This window comes from Corynebacterium sp. Marseille-Q2823, from assembly GCF_903645345.1.
GTDB classification, from domain to species: Bacteria; Actinomycetota; Actinomycetes; order Mycobacteriales; family Mycobacteriaceae; genus Corynebacterium; species Corynebacterium hiratae.
In genome coordinates this window covers 276,990-296,876 of the sequence record NZ_CAHJXS010000004.1, presented here as the reverse complement: position 1 = coordinate 296,876, position 19,887 = coordinate 276,990, and the positions used below count along the sequence as shown (strand labels likewise).

17 protein-coding genes and 2 pseudogenes are annotated in these 19,887 nt (G+C 58.2%); 9 read left to right on the top strand and 10 right to left on the bottom strand.

Annotated elements, in window-relative coordinates; translation table 11 throughout:
• The first annotated feature begins 100 nt into the window (after positions 1-100).
• A complete protein-coding gene (locus tag HWX44_RS06910) occupies positions 101-538 on the top strand; it encodes a YwaF family protein (RefSeq protein WP_303049251.1) in 438 nt (145 codons plus the stop codon).
• A 161-nt stretch (positions 539-699) separates the two neighbouring features.
• Here HWX44_RS06910 and HWX44_RS13500 read toward each other — a convergent pair whose 3' ends face one another.
• Genes HWX44_RS13500 through HWX44_RS06900 form a run of 3 tightly spaced genes read right to left on the bottom strand, consistent with a single transcriptional unit; the run spans position 700 to position 3,089 of the window.
• A complete protein-coding gene (locus HWX44_RS13500; RefSeq protein ID WP_368302355.1) occupies positions 700-1,452 on the bottom strand; it encodes an ADP/ATP-dependent (S)-NAD(P)H-hydrate dehydratase in 753 nt (250 codons plus the stop codon).
• A 58-nt stretch (positions 1,453-1,510) separates the two neighbouring features.
• Positions 1,511-2,263 carry an NAD(P)H-hydrate epimerase gene (locus HWX44_RS13495; protein ID WP_368302353.1) on the bottom strand — a complete coding sequence of 251 codons (753 nt, stop codon included), beginning with the start codon at positions 2,261-2,263 and terminating at the stop codon, positions 1,511-1,513.
• A 10-nt stretch (positions 2,264-2,273) separates the two neighbouring features.
• On the bottom strand, positions 2,274-3,089 hold the full coding sequence (locus tag HWX44_RS06900; RefSeq protein WP_046648783.1) for an Fpg/Nei family DNA glycosylase: 816 nt from the start codon (positions 3,087-3,089) through the stop codon (positions 2,274-2,276).
• Positions 3,090-3,166: 77 nt separating this feature from the next.
• On the opposite strand from HWX44_RS06900, the gene HWX44_RS06895 reads away from it, so the two are divergent.
• The gene (locus HWX44_RS06895) at positions 3,167-4,663 is read left to right on the top strand and encodes a DUF1846 domain-containing protein (protein ID WP_175973898.1); all 1,497 of its coding nucleotides are present in this window, start codon (positions 3,167-3,169) and stop codon (positions 4,661-4,663) included.
• A gap of 336 nt (positions 4,664-4,999) precedes the next feature.
• Here the strand turns inward: HWX44_RS06895 and denD are convergent, their stop codons facing one another.
• Positions 5,000-5,968, bottom strand: coding sequence for a D-erythronate dehydrogenase (gene denD / locus HWX44_RS06890; RefSeq protein ID WP_070510162.1), 969 nt, complete (start codon positions 5,966-5,968; stop codon positions 5,000-5,002).
• Positions 5,969-6,394: 426 nt separating this feature from the next.
• Here denD and HWX44_RS06885 point away from each other — a divergent pair, with 426 nt between their 5' ends.
• From HWX44_RS06885 to HWX44_RS06875, 3 genes are all read left to right on the top strand, one after another.
• Positions 6,395-7,774 carry a GntP family permease gene (locus HWX44_RS06885; protein WP_175973896.1) on the top strand — a complete coding sequence of 460 codons (1,380 nt, stop codon included), beginning with the start codon at positions 6,395-6,397 and terminating at the stop codon, positions 7,772-7,774.
• Positions 7,774-9,156 (top strand): four-carbon acid sugar kinase family protein, encoded by a 1,383-nt coding sequence (locus tag HWX44_RS06880; RefSeq protein ID WP_217703012.1) that lies wholly within the window; start codon positions 7,774-7,776, stop codon positions 9,154-9,156. The genes HWX44_RS06885 and HWX44_RS06880 overlap by 1 nt, the downstream gene beginning before the upstream one ends.
• Positions 9,157-9,307: 151 nt before the next feature.
• Complete coding sequence (locus tag HWX44_RS06875) at positions 9,308-10,189, top strand: NAD(P)-dependent oxidoreductase (protein ID WP_083317774.1); 882 nt, start codon at positions 9,308-9,310, stop codon at positions 10,187-10,189.
• 109 nt (positions 10,190-10,298) lie between these two features.
• Here HWX44_RS06875 and HWX44_RS13295 read toward each other — a convergent pair.
• A pseudogene (locus HWX44_RS13295) lies at positions 10,299-10,654 on the bottom strand (helix-turn-helix domain-containing protein); the annotation flags it as partial.
• Between the two features lie 19 nt (positions 10,655-10,673).
• Positions 10,674-10,883: pseudogene (locus HWX44_RS13290) on the bottom strand (hypothetical protein); the annotation flags it as partial.
• 97 nt (positions 10,884-10,980) lie between these two features.
• Between HWX44_RS13290 and HWX44_RS06865 the strand changes: the two are divergent.
• A protein-coding gene (locus HWX44_RS06865; protein WP_175973892.1) for an IS3 family transposase occupies positions 10,981-12,173 on the top strand; the annotation gives its coding sequence in 2 pieces (ribosomal slippage) (positions 10,981-11,263 and positions 11,263-12,173; 1,194 coding nt in all).
• A 219-nt stretch (positions 12,174-12,392) separates the two neighbouring features.
• Here HWX44_RS06865 and HWX44_RS06855 read toward each other — a convergent pair.
• Complete coding sequence (locus HWX44_RS06855; protein ID WP_175973888.1) at positions 12,393-13,706, bottom strand: ISL3 family transposase; 1,314 nt, start codon at positions 13,704-13,706, stop codon at positions 12,393-12,395.
• Positions 13,707-14,068: 362 nt separating this feature from the next.
• Between HWX44_RS06855 and trhO the strand changes: the two genes are divergently transcribed.
• A complete protein-coding gene (gene trhO / locus HWX44_RS06850) occupies positions 14,069-14,998 on the top strand; it encodes an oxygen-dependent tRNA uridine(34) hydroxylase TrhO (RefSeq protein WP_175973886.1) in 930 nt (309 codons plus the stop codon).
• Positions 14,999-15,004: 6 nt separating this feature from the next.
• Here the strand turns inward: trhO and HWX44_RS06845 are convergent, their stop codons facing one another.
• The 3 genes from HWX44_RS06845 to HWX44_RS06835 all read right to left on the bottom strand — a co-directional run bounded on the left by HWX44_RS06845 (position 15,005) and on the right by HWX44_RS06835 (position 17,045).
• Positions 15,005-15,487, bottom strand: coding sequence for a hypothetical protein (locus HWX44_RS06845; protein ID WP_175973884.1), 483 nt, complete (start codon positions 15,485-15,487; stop codon positions 15,005-15,007).
• A gap of 11 nt (positions 15,488-15,498) precedes the next feature.
• Positions 15,499-16,482 carry a universal stress protein gene (locus tag HWX44_RS06840; protein ID WP_175973883.1) on the bottom strand — a complete coding sequence of 328 codons (984 nt, stop codon included), beginning with the start codon at positions 16,480-16,482 and terminating at the stop codon, positions 15,499-15,501.
• 83 nt (positions 16,483-16,565) lie between these two features.
• A complete protein-coding gene (locus HWX44_RS06835) occupies positions 16,566-17,045 on the bottom strand; it encodes a MarR family winged helix-turn-helix transcriptional regulator (RefSeq protein ID WP_046648788.1) in 480 nt (159 codons plus the stop codon).
• 170 nt (positions 17,046-17,215) lie between these two features.
• Between HWX44_RS06835 and HWX44_RS06830 the strand changes: the two genes are divergently transcribed.
• Entirely contained in the window at positions 17,216-17,575 is a 360-nt protein-coding gene (locus tag HWX44_RS06830; protein WP_046648789.1) for a DUF5318 family protein, read from the top strand.
• Positions 17,576-17,651: 76 nt separating this feature from the next.
• Positions 17,652-19,877, top strand: coding sequence for a transglycosylase domain-containing protein (locus HWX44_RS06825; RefSeq protein WP_175973881.1), 2,226 nt, complete (start codon positions 17,652-17,654; stop codon positions 19,875-19,877).
• Positions 19,878-19,887: the final 10 nt, after the last annotated feature.

Genomic DNA, 19,887 nt, shown 5'->3' with positions numbered 1-19,887 from the left:
ATCGGGCTGTTGGAACCGATTCAAAATCAAGATCACGGCATTGTCCCAGGTTGCCCCGGGAATCCGTATCGGTTTATCCACACGAAATGTCCCTTAAGCCATCTACTACTTCTCCCCGCGCTGGCTGCGGTTTGGCACCTATTGGTTCTTCCACATCGTGGCCCTCGCCGTGCCCATGGCGCTGACCTTTGGCTTGGGTTACCGGCCGACGTGGAAGGGCTATCGCTTCGCCGTGAAGGTCACGCCGGTGTGGATGGCCACCGCCATGGCGGTCAATGCGAAGACCGACGGCAACTATGGCTTCCTCAACCACGCGCCGGGCAGCCCCTCCATCATCAACCTGCTGGGACCCTGGCCCGGCTACATCGCGGCAGAGACTCTCGCCGTCGCAGCAGCATGGGCCGGGATGACGTGGCCCTGGGAGAACACCTCGCTGCGCCGCGGCACGGTGGCGGTGGGGCCACGCGGGCTCATGCGCGAGTCCGTCGGTACCGCGTCCGGGATCCTGCGCCGCGCCACGGTACGTTTTCGTAAATAGGGGCCCGCGAACCGCGAAATTCGAAGGCTTCGTTGCGAAAACGTACCCACACGGTGGTGGCCAGGTACGGAACGATCAAATAAGGCCCCAGATCTTCGAATTTCTGGGGTGCTATTTGATCGAAACGTACTTAGCGGCAGAGCTAGCGCCGAGCCACGGAGCTAGCGCTCGGCGTTGAGGAGCCGCGCGATGGCCCGCGGGATGGCCGCTGCGATCTGGGACGCAGAACAGGGTGCGAAGCCCTCGGGGGTTTCGGCCGCGATGGCCGCCGCATGCGCGTGGATGGCGCCGGCGTGGAGAACTTCGGTGATGGTTTGGGCGGCGGTAGCGGCCGCGGTTTCGGTGGAGGTTTCGGCGAAGAGCTGGGCCACGACCGCGCCCAGAATGCCGGAGAGCACGTCCCCGGAGCCCGGGGTCGCGGCAAAAGAGTGACCGGCGTTGAAGGAATAGAGCGGCTGGCGCGGAGCGGTGACGCGGGTCAAGCGGCCCTTGAGCAGGATGATGCTGTTTAGCTCCTCGGCTAGCTCGTGGAGGGCAGTGCCCCACCCAGCAGACGCATCGGGAGCAGATCCGAAAGTGGCCTCATAGAGGCGGCGGAACTCGCCTTCATGCGGGGTGAGGATGGTCATCGGGTGCGTGGTAACTTGCTGGCGCAGGGAGGTGTTGCGCGCCAGAAGCGTCAGGGCGTCGGCATCGAGAACGGTGGGCAGGCCCTGCGCCAGTACCTGACGCAGTTCGGTGGCCGCCGCTGCATCGGTACCGCGGCCGGGGCCCACGACCCAGGCCTGGGCCTGACCGGCGGAGGACACATCGGGATGGCAGACCAGCTCGGGCAGTAGAGAAGTAATCGAGTTATCCCCGATGAAACGTACCATCGAGGGCGTGGCGCGCACCGCCGCGGTGGCGCAGAGGATCCCCGCACCCGGGTAGGTATCGCTTCCGGCAACCAGGGCGACGACCCCGCCGGAGTACTTATCGGAGCGCGCGCCTGGTGTGGGATCGGTGATGGGGCCCGTGCAGCCAACCGGCCAGGGGCGGGAAACGCGCCCGCCCGGCAGATCGAGTTCGCCCGATTGCCACGCAAAGGCCGTCGGAATGTGGCGACGATGAATGCGGAAGGTTCATCCAGCTCAGCGAGGGTCTCAGCGAAAGAAGGCGCGCCGGGCAAGAGAATCGAGACCGCGCCACTGCGCGCAGGCGGGAGGCGAGCCAGGTGAGATACGGATCGGCGTCGGCATCCGCGGCGCAGACTCCCGTGTCGGCGTCGACGCCGGTGGGCATGTCGACGGCTAAAACCGCGGCCCCGGCAGCGGTGGTATCGCGGTAGAGGGACAGGGATGCATCGGAGAGGCCGCGAGCGGATCCGAGGCCAGCGATGGCGTCAATAAGCAGCGCGGTATCAGTAGGGACCTCGCCGGGAGAGAGGACCGTGCCGCCAGCACTGCGGAACGCAGCGAGGGCCTCCTCGTGGCAACGCTCTGGGACCAGGGCATGGACCGTAGCCCCGCGTGAGGCCAGCGCCGCACCGGCGTAGAGCCCATCCCCGCCGTTGCCGCCGGAACCGGCAAGAATGAGCACCGCGCCGGGGCGTGCCTCCAGCATCACCGAGGCGGCCTCTGCCACCGCCGCGGCGGCCAGCTTCATGAGCTGATCCTCATGAGACTGTTGTTCCAGCAGGCGCTTCTCAGCGGCACGGACAGTGGCGACGGTATAAGCAGGGCGCATAACCCACACCCTAGCGCGCGGGTTGGCAGGTGGGGCACCAGAAGAGGTTGCGGCCCTGCATGACCTGCTCCCGGATCTCGGTGCCGCACACGTAGCAGGGTTGCCCGGCGCGACGGTAGACATAGACCTCGCCGCCATGGTCATCTTTGCGGGGCTCGCGGCCCATGGCCTCCGGCGTATGGGCGGGGCGGACCGTGTCGATGCGGCCGCGTTCGACGCCGTAGTCCATGAGATCGACCAGATCAGACCAGATGGCATCGAACTCTGCTCGGTCGAGCTGGTTGCCGGGGATGAAGGGGGAGAGTTCTTGGCGGAATAGGGCTTCTGCGCGGTAGATATTGCCCACGCCAGCAAAGAGGCCTTGGTCCATGAGCATCGCGCCGATGCTGCGCCGCGAGGCATGCACGCGGGCCCATAGGGCATCCGGGTCGGCATCCTTGCGCAGCGGATCCTGGCCCACTTTCGCCACCTTGGCCTGGTATTCCTCCTCCGTAATGAGCGTGCAGAACTGCGGGCCGCGCAGATTCGCGGCTGTGGTGCCGTTATCGATGCGCAGCCGGATTTGGCCCCAGACATCGGCAGACGGCTCAAAGCGTAGGGAACCGATGAGGCCCAGATGGATGTAGATAACGTGGCGCGGGTTATCCGCATCGAAGTGGAGAAAGAGGTGCTTGCCAAAGGCTTCGGCGAGTAAGAGGCGGGAGTCGTCGACAAGCGCGGCCTCCGTAGCGAACCGACCTTGGGGGCTGCTCACGGCCAGCGGCTTGTTACGGAAATCCGCATTGAGTGTCCGAGCAAGGCGGTGAATAACGTGTCCCTCAGGCATGTCAGGAAGTCTACGCGGGGGCAGTGCTGCTGTAGACTTTCCGGGTACTACCCGTTGAACGGAAGGGCCTAAATACTATGGGGCGCGCACTCGGTTTTGACCGTGAAAAATACATTGAACTGCAGTCGGAGCACATCAACGCTCGGCGCAAAGAAATCGGCGGGAAGCTTTATCTCGAAATGGGCGGCAAGCTTTTCGACGATATGCACGCCTCCCGCGTGCTGCCCGGTTTCACCCCGGATAACAAGATTGCGATGCTCGAGCGCATCAAGGATGACGTAGAAATCCTCGTTTGCATCAATGCCAAGGACATCGAGCGTCAGAAGATGCGCGGTGACCTGGGAATCCTTTACGAAGATGACGTGCTGCGGCTTGTCGACGTCTTCCGGGACCGCGGCTTCCTGGTCAATAACATCGTCATGACCCAGCTCGAGGATGGCAATAGCCAGGCGGAAGCCTTCATCGAGCGCCTTGAGCGTTTGGGGCTCACCGTGGCGCGCCACCACATCATTCCGGGCTACCCCGCCAACATCGACCTCATTGTCTCTGAGGACGGCCTGGGCAAGAACGACTACGTGGAAACCACCCGTGACCTCGTCGTGGTCACCGCGCCGGGGCCTGGCTCCGGCAAGCTGGCGACCGCGCTCTCGCAGGTCTACCACGAAAACCTGCGCGGCGTGCAGGCAGGCTACGCCAAGTTTGAAACCTTCCCCATCTGGAACCTGCCGCTTAATCACCCGGTGAACCTGGCCTATGAGGCTGCCACGGTGGACCTCAATGATGCGAATGTCATCGACCACTTCCACCTCTCCGCGCACGGCGAATCGACGGTGAACTACAACCGCGACGTCGAGGCCTTCCCGCTGCTCAAGTCGCTGTTGGAGCGCCTGACCGGCACTGTGCCCTACCAGTCCCCGACGGACATGGGCGTGAACATGGTGGGCTTTTGCATCACCGACGATGAGGTCTGCCGCGAGGCCTCCCAGCAGGAGATCATCCGCCGTTACTTCAAGACGCTGGTGGAGGAGGCCCGCAATGGCCTCGACACCACGCAATCCGAGCGCGCCGCCGTAGTCATGGCGAAGGCCGGCATCAAGTCCACCGACCGTCCGGTTGTGCTCCCGGCACGTCAGAAGGCGGAGGAGACGCAAGGCCCGGCAGCCGCGCTGCAGCTTCACGACGGCACCATCATCACCGGCCGCACCTCACCGTTGCTGGGCTGCTCCGCGGCAGCGCTGCTCAATGCGCTCAAGCACCTAGCCGGCATCGATGATGACCTGCACTTGTTGTCCCCAGAATCCATCGAGCCGATCCAGACGCTGAAGACCAAGCACCTGGGCTCACAGAACCCGCGCCTGCACACCGACGAGGTGCTCATCGCGCTGTCGGTATCCGCCGCGAAGGACGAGAACGCCCGCCGCGCGCTTGATGCGCTCAAGGAACTTCAGGGCTGCGATGTTCACACCACCACCATCCTGGGTTCGGTGGATGAGGGAATCTTCCGCAACCTCGGCGTCCTGGTAACTTCTGATCCGGTCTTTGCCCGCAAGAGCGCGCTGTACCAGAAGCGCTAAGATTCTCCCGAACACTGGACGGAAGCGTTATCTCCGTAGGCATTCCCCCAGACCTGGAACCCGAAAGGTGCAGGTGAGCGGCGCCCAGCGCTTGCCGACGTCCCACCGCCCACCAGGGAGTTTCGGGATCGAGGTCTGGGGGTTTGGCCTGGGCCAACCCACGCGAGTGGACAAAGTGCAGGGGAGGGATCATGCTCCCATCCCGTATTCCAGCCAGGGTTTCTACCAGGTCGCCTAGTCAACCACTGAAGTCCCGGGAAAGAGGCACGCAGAAAAAGACGAAACTCAATCAGTCGTTCGCAATCGAAGAACGAAGCCACCAATACCCCGGGCTAACTAGCTCAAGAAGTCATCCTGGTATTGCTGCACCATTGAATCGAAATCACGATCACGTTCAAAACCTAAGGCTTCCACTCTTGACACATCGAAATTTCCCGGCCAGCTTGTAACTATCGCAGCAATACTCTCATCAGGCTTGTCACTAACAAGCTTTCTCGTTTCAGAGCCAGCCACACGCTCAAGCGAATCCAGCATTTCGCCAACCGTGACACAAATTCCTGGAAGATTCATAACTCTCCACGAGCCGAGTTTTGAGCCTTCAACTAAGAGTGCCCTTCCAAGATTACGAACTGCTACTTGCGGCGATGCAAGCCACATTCTCGTATCGTGCGGCACGGGGACCTCCGACGGCACACCGTTAAGAGGCTCACGAATGATCCCGCTAGCAAATGAGCTCGCGGCAGAATTCGGTTTACCAGGTCGCACCGAGATCGTAGGGAGTCGGCAAATGCGAGCATCTACGAAGCCTTTTCGTCCATACTCATTGACAAGCAGCTCTCCAATGGACTTGGTTGCCCCATAGGTAGAGTCAGGCTGAGTGGCCCAGTATTCAGGCATTACTTGCGGAAGACTGCCCCCAAACACGGCAAGAGAGCTCGTGAAGACGAACCGTGCAGGATGAGCCCCCTTAGCGCTACGAGTATGACGCACGGCCTCGAGAAGACAACGAGTGCCATCTATGTTGACACTCAATGCCGAATCAAAATCCGCCTCCGAACCACCCGAAAGCACGGCTGCTAAATGGATAACTGCATCAGTTTCTCCAGTGATTGCTTGTAGGACAGTCTCTCGATCGGTGATCTCTCCAACCACGGAGCGCACGCGCGGATCTGACACCCGGGCAGCAGCAAGGTCAAATGAAACAATCTCGTTCAAATCAAGCTTGCCGTGGTCTGCCTCGGAAAGAAAATGCTGAATAAGCAGGGTCCCGAGAAAACCCGCACCTCCAGTGATAACGATGTTCATACTTGCTCCTTATGAAGAATGTAGTGGCCGCCAGCGCCCCGCCCCTCTCGTATTGAGGATGGGCTTCGCCAGTCACTAACAGCCAAGAAAAGGTTCTGAAGACCATGGCATAGAAAATGGGGTGAATTCCTTCCGATAGGGAGGAATAAGAAAGTCATAAACCACTTTCGTGAACCAATGCACTGCGGAAGTGATGAGGCTTTTCTATAGCAATAAGCGTTCGAAAAACAAAGCAGAATTTATATTTAGCGCACGCGCATCAATCATAGGTAGACTCCCCTCAATGCAAGTGATGTGAGATACTTTTAACATCCTACCGTAAGACACCTCACATTGAGTCTTTTATTCTTGTCAAGGACTGAATGGGCGGCACCCTTGCGGGCTTATTGCCTTTCACCAAGTTTCTGGAACCGAGGAGGATTTCTAATGTCCCCAACAACGCTCGTGCTGCTCGGCATTGTTGCGGTAGCTCTCATTCTCTTTTTGATCATTAGAGCAAAGACCCATCCATTTATCGCGATGCTACTTGTGTCGATCGCTTTGGCACTTGCAGCGCGCGTACCGCTTTCGGAAGTTGTACCTCTACTCAAAGATGGTATGGGAGGAACACTCGGAGGTGTCGCTCTCATTGTCACGCTTGGTGCAATGCTCGGTCGAATAGTGGAAGTCTCAGGTGGCGCTGAAGTACTAGCTCGTTCTCTTGAGAAAAACTTCGGCGAGAAGCGCGCACCATGGGCACTAGGCGCTGCCTCATTTATTTTTGGTATTCCGGTCTTTGTTGATGTAGCGACAATCGTGCTCGTTCCAATCACACTTGCCGTGGCCCGTCGAATGGGTGGAAAAACAAATATGCTTGCCTACGCCTTGCCTGTAGTTGCTGCTTTGCTAACAGTGCATGTAGTTCTCCCACCGCACCCTGGAATCGTTGGCGCCTCAGAGCTGATGCAAGCTGATGTAGGCATGGTTCTTTTACTTGGTCTGATTCCTGCCGTCGTTATGTGGCTGGTAGGCCAAGTGTTCTCAGGTTTCATAGTCAAGAAGGTTTTTTCTCCGGTGCCAGCTGTTGGTAGTCAAGCCGCCGGAACTACCGCAAACCAAGACGTCGAAGTTGATGATGGAGGGGCACCGTCAGTGGGGCTCGTTCTTGCCACGATTCTCCTCCCTCTTGTGCTCATTATGGGTGGCACCGTATCTACACTCATGCTTGATGAAGGTACCGCAGTACGGGATTTCCTGGGCTTCGTTGGTGACTCTCCCATCGCTCTTTTCATTGGCGTCATATTCGCGACTGGGGTCTTAGGTTTTGCACGTGGCTGGGGCAAGGAACAGGTAGAGGACGTTGTAGCCTCGGCACTTCCTGCTACGGCCGCAGTCATCTTGATCACTGGCGCAGGGGGGACCTTCGGCAAAGTCTTGACTGAAACCGGTGTTGCCGATGCTGTAGCTGATTTGCTGGTGTCCACGGGGCTACCAGTGCTCGTGCTGGCATGGTTGCTTGCAGCTTTTATTCGCGCAGCCCAAGGGTCCGCAACCGTTGCGGCACTTACAACTGCCCCATTAGTGGCACCAATGATTGCCTCCCTGGAGCTTAATGGATTGCAAGTAGCACTGGTGACTGTGACTGTCGGCATCGGCTCGATGGCATTTAGCCATGTAAATGATTCTTTGTTCTGGGTGTGGAGCCGCTACTTCCAAGTAGATACCGCATCAGCGTTGAAGTCTTACACAGTGACGACAACGATCATGTCAATAGTTGGATTCGTTGTAGTTGGAATCTTGTGGCTAGTACTAGGAGCAATGGCGTAATGGAAAGGCATGAAAAAATGAATCTTTTTGAGGCACCATCGAGGCGTCTTCTGGTGCTTGACGACGACCCTACTGGCTCACAGTGCGTTTCGAACGTCGAAGTGGCCCTCGATACTGATCCATCTATTCCGGCCGAGGTGCTGCAGAACCGAGGTTCAGCGTGTTTTGTCCTCACGAATTCGCGCGCCCTCGATGAAGACGCTGCCGTAGAAATCAACCGCAAAATGGTTGGGTCCGTAGTCGAACGCTTGGAAGACTGCCGCGGCCTACATGTTGTTTCTCGCTCGGATTCAACGCTTCGCGGCCACGTAATCGCAGAGCCAAATGCAATTGCTGATGCGCTTGCGGAGCACAACATCGAAGTAGATGGCTTTTTGTTCTGCCCGGCGATGATTGAAGCAGGCCGATTCACTAAAAATGATGTTCACTTCGCCATAGTGGACGGAAAAGCGCAACAGGTGGAGGACACTGACTTTGCGAACGACGCAACATTTGGGTATTCCCACTCGAACCTTGCGGACTTTCTTGAAGAGAGGTCTGGTGGGATAGTCCGCGCGGAGGAGTGTGTCTCAATAAGTCTCACCGATATCCGCGACGGTGGCGTAAAAACGGTCAAGGCAAAGCTCGTCGAGGCGAAGAATCGACGCTGGATAATAGTTAATGCCACCGAATATTCCGACATGGATATCGTGTCAGAAGCAGTGGCAGAACTCGAAGAACAGGGCAAAGTGTTTGTGACTCGTTGCGGCCCTTCCTTCGTTCGCTCCCTAGCTGGGCAGCGAAACGCTCAACTGATTACTTCTGATTCCTTAGAAATTGATCCATCACGCACAGCTCATGGGCTCGTCGTCGTTGGCTCACACGTAGGGCTCACGAGCCAACAGCTTGCAGTACTTCAGCAGCGAAGCAATCTCCATGAGTTTGAGCTGCAGGTTCCTAAGCTGCTCGATTCAGGATCCCGTGAGCAGCATATCGATGAGGTTTCAATGCGTGTGAGAGAAGCGCTAGCGAGTTCCGATTGCGTCCTGTACACGAGTCGAGAACTGATTAGGACAGAGTCAAAGGCTGAATCTCTCGCGATCGCACGACAAGTCTCTGATGCAGTCGTTGCAGTGGTGCAAGCAGCAAGGGAAGCACGTCCAGCCTGGGTCGTCGCCAAGGGAGGTATTACATCCCACGAGGTAGCGGCTTCGGGCCTCGGGATTCAGCGTGCCAAGGTCCAAGGTCAGTTTTATGAGGGGCAGATTAGCTTGTTTACTGCTACCGAAGCTCCTGAAGACGTGATCGGAGTACCGTACGTAGTTTTCCCGGGAAATGTAGGCGGTAAGGAGGCTTTGGCAGAGGTCGTTGAAAGGCTACGAGCTGCCACGACAGATGCTTAGGCTTATCCTTTTCTCACTAAAGAATAGGGCCAACCTTAATCCGCATATCAAAAACTGCGAATCTACCCGATGACTACATACACCGAGAGTAGATTAGCTGGAAAATTTCACAGTACCTACCAATTTATTTTTACACTCAAGGGAGTTTTAAGTGCGCACCACTCCAAAAGTTGCCTGGATCGGGCTCGGCGCCATGGGAGGGCCAATGGCCCTCGCAACCGCATCAGCTGGAATGAGCGTCACGGCATTTGACGTCCAGCCCTCTTCACTCGAATCAGTAGCACCTCAAGTGAGCGCTGCCTCTAACGCTCGTGAGGCTGTTTCTGGTGCCGACGTCACCGCGATTATGGTGGCAACTGGAGACCAGTTGCAATCCGTCCTATTCGGAGAAGAAGGAATTTCCCCTCACCTTTCTCAAGGTTCAGTAATTCTCATTATGGCGACCGTCGGCCCGAAGGCCATTGAACAAGCTGTTGATGGCCTTGCGGGTACAGGCGTACATGTCGTTGACGCACCAGTGTCTGGCGGCGTCGCACGAGCAAAAACAGGGGATCTACTCATGATGGTGTCTGGCGACAGTTCCGCTGTGGCCGTCGTTCAGCCACTTCTGGATGCAATGGCGTCAAACGCCCCCGTAGTCGGCGAACGTCCTGGCGACGGCCAGCGTTTCAAGATCGTAAATCAGCTGTTGTGCGGCGTCCATATCGCAGCTGCTGGCGAAGCACTAGCTCTAGCGGATTCGATGGGGCTGGAAGTCTCCCGGGTGCACAAGGTGCTTGGAACAGGAGCTGCAGCTAGCTTTATGTTTGGTGATCGCGGGCAGAGGATGGTTGATGAGGCCTTTGATGAGGTGCGTAGTGCACTCGATATCTTTGTGAAGGATATGGGACTAGTCGGGGAAGCTGCACGAGAAGTACACCAAGAAGTACCACTTGCAGTTACGGCGGAGCAACTTTATATCAGAGGACATCGCGAGGGAGTGGGGCGTAAGGACGATTCAATCGTCTTCAAACTGCTACGCGGCGAGCATTGATGAGTATTGACTTAGGCGACCGACTTCGACGCCTCCAGCGCACACCGCATTTCCCCAGACCTAAAACCCGCAACCTGCAGGTGAGCGGCGCATAGCGCTTGATTCCGCCGTGGGCGTTATACCGCAGCTGCTCTGCGCCGTCCTCATCGACGATCTTCCAACCATTACGGGTGATTTCACGGGCGACGACACTGTGGTGCCTATTGATTTTCTGCGCGATGGCACGTGCCGAATCACCGACACGACATCCCGCTTCAATAGCAACACGGTCTTCAACAGTAAGCCTGCGACCACGCCCTACCACGCCCTGTTTATCTAAAGCGGCGCTAGGAAATCCATCAACGGCTTGAGTTCTCATCGGTGCTGGCATACCAGAATCTTTACCCAGCTTCTTGCCTGTATCTGGTATAGACACCACCGCCTCATCAGGCGTTCGGCGATGTCGCTGCCGGCGTGACTTCGCATACCGCTGCTTCCTTATCCACTCATACACGGTAGAAGGATGCACAACGACAGCATCAGCCACTGTCTGACAGCTCTCACCAGCAAGCACTCGCTCCACGGCCTGAGCACGTTCATCAGGTGACAAGCGTGCGCGTCTAGGCCGCACTTCGATGACACCAGCCTTCTTTAACCTGCTGTGAAGCACGCCAGTCGATAATCCAACAGTCTGTGCTGCTTGATTGATCGACATACCTGCACGCACCAACCCAACAGCCGGACCTGACCCCTGTTTGGTAGACACCTGATATCCAGCCCGGTTGGGCTGGGAAGAAAGGTAATCTACCACCATGCCTAGGTACTCCGAACAGTTCAAACGTGATGCTGTGGCCCTCTACGAAAACAATGAGGACCTCTCACTTCACGCGGCTTCAGCAGAGCTTGGAGTCAATCGATCCTCACTTTATTCCTGGCTTAAGCAGTACGGCACCGGCAAACGCGCCCGCACGAAGACCCTGCGTGACAACGCCCAGGCGACGACTGATTCTGAACGGATCCGCCAGCTAGAAAAAGAAGTCTCTAAGCTTCGTGAAGAACGTGACATCCTGCGTAAGGCCGCGAAGTATTTTGCCGAAGAGACACGCTGGTAATCCGCTTCCAGTTTGTCTATGACTACCGAACCGAATACTCGGTCAAGCGGATGTGCCACGTGTTAAAGCTCAATCGCTCCTCGTTCTACAAATGGGTCAACACCCGCGAAAAACGCAGGTTAAAGACGTGTTCCGATGCCCTTCTTGGTGCGAGAATCAAGACTATCTTCGATGATGAGCACGGGCTTTATGGTGCTAAACGCATCGCTGCAAGCCTCAACGACGATACGGACTTTCCTCCGATCAATCACAAGAAGGTCGCACGCATCATGAAATCCATGGGGCTGAAAGGCTTTAGTAAACGGCGTCGGTGCATCACCACCAGGCGCAAGCCTGGACGTCGAGTCATGCCAGATTTAGTAGGCCGCAAATTCACAGCTGACAGGCCGAACCACGTCTATGTAGGCGACATTACGTACCTGCCGTGTAAGGGCGGCAAGAACATGTACCTGGCCACGGTCATCGACGTCTACTCGCGCAAACTCGTCGGCCATGCACTAGCCGATCACATGCGGGTATCGCTGGTTATCGAAGCTTTATCTCATGCCAGAAAAGTCCGCGGAAGCCTTAAAGGGGCAGTTTTCCATTCCGATCATGGCAGTGTGTACACCTCACAAGCATTTAGAGAGCACTGCGCTGTACTTGGTGTTCGCCAATCCATGGGAGCAGTGGGTACAAGTGCCGATAATGCCCTGGCAGAATCGTTTAACGCCAGTCTCAAGCGTGAAGTTCTGCGTGATCGGAAAGTGTTTGACAATCCCATCATCTGCCGCCAAGAAGTCTTCCGATGGTGCATGCGCTACAACACGCGCAGACGGCACTCCTGGTGCAATCTTCTAGCCCCCGATGCCTTCGAAGCACTCACATCAGCTACACTGACTCAAGCAGCATAGCTAACCCCCGACGTGTCTACTTTCCGGGGGTCAGGCCCGCCTCACGGACAAACGGATCACGCAGACGACTCGCACGCCTGCCAGGAGGCTCGACACCTCTTACCCTCAACCAACCGTAAACCGTATCGGGACCCACACCCACATCACGCGCGACGAGACTAACTGCCTCACCTGCCACCACGCGCTCAATAGCGGCTTCCTTAACAGGCCCTTCCGGTTTTAGAGTGCGTTGATTTTGTCCTGTAGTTGTCCGGAGTGGATCAGGCTCCGCAAGATGTAGTGGTTGAGGTTTTTGAATCCTAGGGCGATGCCGCGTAGGTGTTCGAGTCTGCCGTTGATTGCCTCGACGGGGCCGTTGGAGGCACCGATATCGAAGTAGGCGAGCACATCTTTGCGTCGACGCCACAGGGTGCGTCCTAGTTGGGCGAGCTCTTCTAGGCCTTGTGGTAATCCTTTACGCAGGGTGTGGATGATGCGTTTCATGAGCTTTTTGCCTTCCGATTTCTTCGGATGCGCGTACGCTGCGATCATGTCTTGGTAGACCAACCACGTTACTTCTAGGCACACGTAGTCATCATCGGTGGCCCACAACATCTCTAAGCGGTGCTTTTGCCGCTCGGTGAGATAATTCGTCCTGGTCAACAGGGTGCGCCGATGCTTGTACAGCGGATCATCTTTGCGTCCGCGGCGCCCGGTGGTCTCGCGTTGGAGTCGCTGTCGGCAACTGGTGAGTTTGTCGGCTGCTAGATGCACCACATGGAAAGGGTCCATGACTTTGTCAGCTTGTGGTAGTTGCTCCTCGACTGCGGTGGCATATCCGGTAAACCCATCCATTGTCACCACCTGTATCTGCTCCCGGAAGCTGGGGTTGCGTTCCTTAAGCCACCCGCTGAGCACATCTGCGGACCTGCCCGGTCGCATGTCTAACAAACGAGCAGGCCCACGCCCGTCCACCAACGGGGTGAGGTCAACGAGTATGGTCACCAGGTTTGATGCCTGGCCTGGTTTTCTGGTGTGTTTCCATACATGTTCATCGACTCCGAGGACGCGAACCCCGTCGAGGTGGTGCGGGTCGCCGTAGACAAGCTGGCGGCAGGCATCCAGTGCGACCTGGTTGACCAGGTCCCAGCCCACACCGAGTGCTTTGGCGGTCGCTGACACACTCATCCGATCAATAGCAAGGCGCTGCAAGATCCAGCGGGTGACTCGGTGGGTGAGCTTGGCGCCGTCATCAGCGCAAGCCAGAGATTCTTGGAAGATCTTCCTTTTACATGAGGTGGCTGTGCACTGGAATCTAGGGACTTTTACGTGCAGCCTGGTGGGGAATCCGACGACAGGAAGATCAACGAGTCGACGGGTGGTGTGGTCGCGCAGCTTGCCTGGCTGTCCGCAGTCCGGGCACACGCCGATAACGGCTACGGGCGTGGCCTCAATGATGGTCAGCGGTCCGGCATCAGCAGCACCGGTGATAGCAAGCCCGATTTCCGCGGTACGGCAAATGGTGTCGGCAACGAGGTTTCCAGTAGGCTTCACAGCACGGGTCCCTGGTGGGTTTAGATGGTTGTGTAGGAACTTTCATCTTCACACCAGGGACCCCTATATGTTGTGGTGACCCGCTGAACCCATCGTGTTCTACTTCACCCAGCTACGCACTCCAAAACCGGAAGAGCCCCTTAACATCCTTCGGAGTCCAACGCGTCACAACTACCTCCCGGTCGAAGTGGCGCATTCACCCCTTGACAGCACGCAGGTGGGCGTCGGCAAGCGCTTGGCGACGCCCGACCACCCACCAGGAGGTTTCGGGATCGAGGTCTGGGGCTTTGGGTTGAGTGCCGCCGCAGCGTTGGGCCCAAAAGATTGGGGTTTTACCTCGCAGCAGGCCTAGACTTGCGGGCGTGACTATTGGCAAGATTCTCCTCTACTACTGCTTTACTCCCATCGAGGACCCCACCGCGATCATGCTGTGGCAGCGCTCCCTGTGCGAGAAGCTCGGCCTGAAGGGCCGCATCCTCATCTCGGAGCATGGTATTAACGGCACCGTGGGCGGGGACATGGATGCGTGTAAGCGCTACGTGCGCGAGACCCGCGAGTACCCAGGCTTCAAGAAGATGGAGTTCAAGTGGTCCGAGGGTAGCGCGGAGGATTTTCCGCGTCTGTCGGTCAAGGTCCGCGATGAAATCGTGGCCTTCGGCGCGCCGGGAGAGCTCAAGGTGGATGAGAATGGCGTCATCGGTGGCGGCGTGCACCTTAAACCCGAAGAGGTCAACAAGCTGGTAGAAGAACGCGGCGAGGAAGTCGTCTTCTTCGACGGGCGCAATGCCATGGAGGCGGAAATCGGCAAATTCAAGAATGCCGTGGTGCCGGACGTGCGCACGACTCACGACTTCATCGCCGAACTCGAATCCGGGAAGTATGACTGGATGAAGGACAAGCCCGTGGTCTCCTATTGCACAGGCGGTATTCGCTGCGAAATCCTCTCCGCGCTGATGAAGAACCGAGGCTTTAACGAGGTCTATCAGATTGACGGCGGCATTGTCCGCTACGGCGAGAGATACGGCAACGATGGCCTGTGGGAAGGCTCGATGTATGTCTTTGACAAGCGCATGCATCACGAGTTTGGCCAGGGCCTAGAGGATCCGGGCTTTATTCAGCTCGGCCACTGCGTGCACTGTGGGAAAGGGACGAATACCTTCCATAACTGCATCAATGAGGACACGTGCCGCAAGCAGGCGCTTATCTGTGATGACTGCATCCAGCACGTGGAAACACAGCACTGTGGGCGCCCAGATTGCGCCGAGGTGGCTGCGTCCCAGGCGAAGGCCTAGTTTTCGCTAGTTTTCAAGAACCGGGGCGAGCAGGATCTGGATATCGTTGATGCACCAGATCATGAAGTTGCCGGCCATGACCCAGAAGATGGCCATCCAGCCGCGCCAGCGCACGTAAGCCTTGAGTTTGCGCACCATAATGACTGCGCAGCCGATCATGCCAATGAAGGGGATGATGAGCGTCGTCGTGGCGAACACGGTGCGTTGGGTCCTCGTGCAGAGCCAGGCGGCGTACTCGGCCTGGAGGCAGCCGGTCGTGGTTCCGGCGACCTTGAAGATGCCCGCGAGGAGAAGCGCATAGAGCACCGAACCGACGAGGATGAAAATCATAAACCACAGCGCTTGGCGCGAGGAGCGGCGGTTGGCCTCGGCGACGGCGAGGGGATCGGGCTCGTCGGCAAGCTCATCAAAGCTGCGGGGCTCGGGGCGAGGCAGGTTGGTATAGTCCGCGTCGGACGTGAGATCATTTTCGGGGTGCTCTGCTGCCATGCTGTGCAAGTCTAACGTGCTTCGGGGTCATAGGTGCTCGGGCAGACCAGGACTGGCACGCCCACGTGGGGGAGTAGTTCGGTGGCGGTGCTGCCGATGAAGACGCGCTCGATCGGTCCCATGGGGGAGGAGCCCAAGCAGAGCAGGTCGCCCTTCTTCCACTTGAGCGAATCCACCGCGCCGGCCCAGCCGTGACCGCTGCCGATGTCCGTCGTGACGGAAATCTCCGGGAAGGCCTCTGCGATGAAATCGGGGGCGCGGTCCAAAAGCGAGGGCGAGTGCTCGCGCCAATTGGGGGCGTCGGAGGGAAAAGTGGGGGAGTATTCGAGGGGGACGTCGACCAGCCCATTGGCGGAAAACGCCAGGATACGCAAGGGGATGCCGCCGCGCTGCGCAATGCAAGCTGCGTGCCGGAGGGCGGGATCGTCAGCGCGGCCAAGTTCGGTGAAGGCGAAATTGATGCGCGTCACTCCGTGCTTGGACAGCTTGATACCGCGCGGGGTGAGACCCACGGGAAGCGGCGAGTAGTGCAGCAGCGCATCGGCGGTAGAACCGGAGAAGAAACGGCCCTTCGGCGCGGACTGGTTGGCCCCCAGGAGGATGACGTGAGCGTTGAAATCCGTAGCCGCTTGCTCCAGCAGCTGCGGGCGGGACGGTCCCGCGATGAGAACGGAGACGTTCTTATCGAGCTGGGCCTTGTCCACCCCGGCTGCGTCCAAGGCCTGCTTAACGGCGCGTTCGCAGGTTGCGCGCTCCTTCTTGAACCACTGCTTATAGGAGCCGCTGAGCTTGCTGAGCGACGTCACGGTGAGGGGTTGCGAAATCGTGGATACAACCCGGATCTGAACGGGCGTGGAACGCGCAAGCCATGCGGCAAACTCGATGGCCTCGGTGCCTGTGGAGCTAGGACTCCACGAGACGAGTACGCGAAGCGGGGGGATACGGTCTTCCGAGGAGGACTGTCCTTCCGCGGGGTGTGAAGATTTCTTAGCCATTCATCAAAAGGATCGGGGTCGTTTCCTTCATTATCGACCCTTCACGCTTTAAAATAAAATCTGTTCTACCGGCACTTTTTGGTCTATTTTCCGTCCATGGTGGGGCGGTACACATCCGCGAGTTTGGAAATCAGGTTGACCAAAGAATTGGCGTCCTTGATGTCCTCCGGTTCAAGCCAGCGCAAGATCTCGGCCAAAGCTGCCGCACGCTGGCGGGAGACGATGGTCAGCTCGGATTCGCCGAGCTGGGTGAGGGCGACGAGAACGCCGCGGCGGTCCTTTTCATCGCGGTGCCGTTCCACGAAGCCTTGGCGCTCCAATTGGTACAGTGCATTGGACGCGGTGGGCATCCGGATCAACTCTGCTTGGGCGATGGTGCTGACGCGAGAGGGCCCACGCAGGCGCAGTTGATTCATGATCGAGACCTGCGAGGTGGTTAGGGACGTGCCCTCCGTTGTGCGCTGGAAGATGAGCATGAGCTTATTGAGCGCGGGCTGGATTTGGCGGGCAACATCCAGGGCGTCCTCGTAGGGGATCGGGGATTCGATAGTTTCTTCACTCATGGAAAATAAGTGTAGCTACGATCCACTCGCGGCGGTAGTTAGCCGACTAAAAAATTAGGTTTTGCGTCGCGAAGTGCCCAAGGGGAGCCTAGATTGTTGACGCTGCCCGCACTACACTGTCCGGCGTGAATTCCCCGTCCAAGGCAGAGTCTGCAAAGGCAAGGCCAGAAGTGGCCTACCGCAACGAAGTCTCCTATGAATGGGAGCGCGCGCAGCATCTGCGCGAGCTTCGCGCGGGAAAAGTGACGCGCGAAGAACTGTGTGATGCTGATTTTCTTCTCCGTGCGGCGGCGGAGCACCACGGCGTTGACATGCAGAAGCCGTGCCCGGTGTGCGGAGAAGCGCTGCGACTGACCCGCTGGGTTTATGGCGACTCTTTAAAGCGCCGTGCGGGAAGCGCGCGCAGCGCGGCGGAAATTGCAGAAATGGCGGCCGAGGGGCTGGAGTTTACAGTGCATTTCGTGGAAGTGTGCCCGGCATGCCGCTGGAATCATCTGCTTCGAGCGGCCACGGTCTATGCTCGAAGGTAGTTTTGGCTTCCCAGTTCACGCCGGTAAGCTGCATGTATTTACAGTTTCTGTACAGGATTGATGAGGACACGGATTAGTGACCGAGAAGGAAACCTCCGGGCGAAAGTCAGGTAATCGCAAGAAGAGCGCCTCGCACAGGAGTAGGCGTTCGTCCGGCCGCACACGCCGCTGGCCGTGGATCGTGCTCGCTGTCTTATTCGTAATTGTCGGCATCCCCGCCTTGCTCTTTGGGTACGCGTATACGCAATACGACGTCCCCGAGCCCAAGGAGCTGCAGCCGAGCCAGATTTCCACGATTGTCGCCGGCGACGGCGAAACCCAGCTGGCCAAACTAGTTCCACCGGAGGGCAACCGCCGCCAGGTGACCCTGGATGAGATCCCGGATTACGTTGAGGATTCTGTCCTCGCGGCCGAGGACCGCGAGTTCTGGACCAACTCGGGCTTTTCCTTTACAGGTCTGGGCCGTGCCGTCTTGGGCAAGCTCACCGGTGATGCTTCCGCTGGTGGTGGCTCGACGATTACTCAGCAGTATGTGAAGAATACTCTCGTTGGTGACGAGTACTCCTACGTCCGCAAGATTCGTGAGCTCATCTACTCGGTGAAGATGACCAACGAATGGTCCAAGGAGGACATCCTCAACGCCTACCTCAACACGGTCTACTTCGGCCGCAACGCGTATGGCATCGAGGCTGCATCCAATGCGTACTTTAATAAGGACGCCAAGGACCTCACTAAGGAAGAAGGCGCGCTGCTGGCGGGTGTTATCCAGTCCCCGTCCGTCCTTGATCCGTGGGTAGATGAGGAACGGTCCCAAGCTCGCTGGAACTACGTCATGGATGGCCTCGTTGAGATGGGTGACTTGGATCAGTCTGAACGCGATCAGCTCGTCTTCCCGGAGACCCGCGATCCGTCTGAGTATTCCGCGTATACCGAAGCGCCGGGTGCCTATGGTCACATCAAGAACCAGGTCATTGATGAGCTGTCCCGCGTGGGTATTACCGAGGACCAGCTGGCCACTGGCGGCCTCAAGGTGACTACCACCATTGATATGACCGTGCAGAACGCGTCGACCGACGCCGCTCACGCACAGCTTGCTGTGCTGCAAGAGGACGCCCGCGCCGCCGCCGTGACCATTGACCCCGCCACGGGCGCCGTACGCGGCTACTTCGGCGGCGATGACTCTAATGGTTGGGACTATGCCAACTCGCCGCTGCAGACCGGCTCGACCTTTAAGATCATGGCACTGGCCGCAGCTCTTCAGCAGGGCATCGACCTCAATACGTATTACTCCTCCGCGCCGTACCAGCTGCCCGGTTCGCAGACCGTGACCAACGTGGGTGGCGGCTGCGGCAGCTGCACCATTGCTGAGGCGCTGAAGAACTCCTACAACACCTCCTTCCTGCGCCTCCAGGATGACCTGGAAAACAAGATGCAGGACACCGCTGACATGGCGCACGCACTGGGTGTTGCGCGCAGCCTGCCGGGGATTGAGAAGACGCTGACGGAGAACGGCGGCACGCCGTACGAGGGTGTCGTGCTGGGCCAGTACCAGTCCCGCCCGCTCGATATGGCGACGGCAATGGCGACCCTGACCAACCAGGGGGTGTGGCACCAGCCGCACTTCGTGCAGAAGGTGGAAAACGCCGCCGGCGAGGTTCTCTACGAGAACCCGACCGACGGCGGTGAGCGCCGCGTGTCCGCCAACGTGGCTAATAACGTTATTTCTGCGATGCAGCCGATTGCCGCATGGTCGAATGGTGCGCTGGCGGGCGGGCGCCCGTCGGCCTCCAAGACTGGTACCACACAGCTGGGTGATACGGGCACCAACAAAGATGCCTGGATGGTTGGTTCCACGCCACAGCTGGCTACAGCAGTGTGGGTAGGCACGGCCGACAACACCTCCGCGATCTTTAATCAGTGGGGTGGAATCATGTACGGCTCGGATGCACCGACAAAGATCTGGAAGTCCATCTTGGATACCTCTCTGGCCAACGTGGAGCAACAGCCCTTCCCGCAGGCTTATCCGGTTCATTACGGCGTCGGCAGCTGGGGCTCGGGATATGTCTATGATCCGAGCCAGACCACCACGTGGAACCAGACGCCGGCGAGCCCGGAGAGCGACAGCACCGAGGGTGAAGAGGAAACACCTGACGAGGGCGGCGAGCACCACGACGAGGGTCAGGGCGGTAGCCCAGAGCAGCCGGCCCAGCCTGAGCAGCCTGAGCAACCCGCTAACCCTGAAGTACCTTCACTCGATGACATTCTTAATGGAGATGGCCTCGACCAATTGCTTGGCCAATAGGAGATTGATC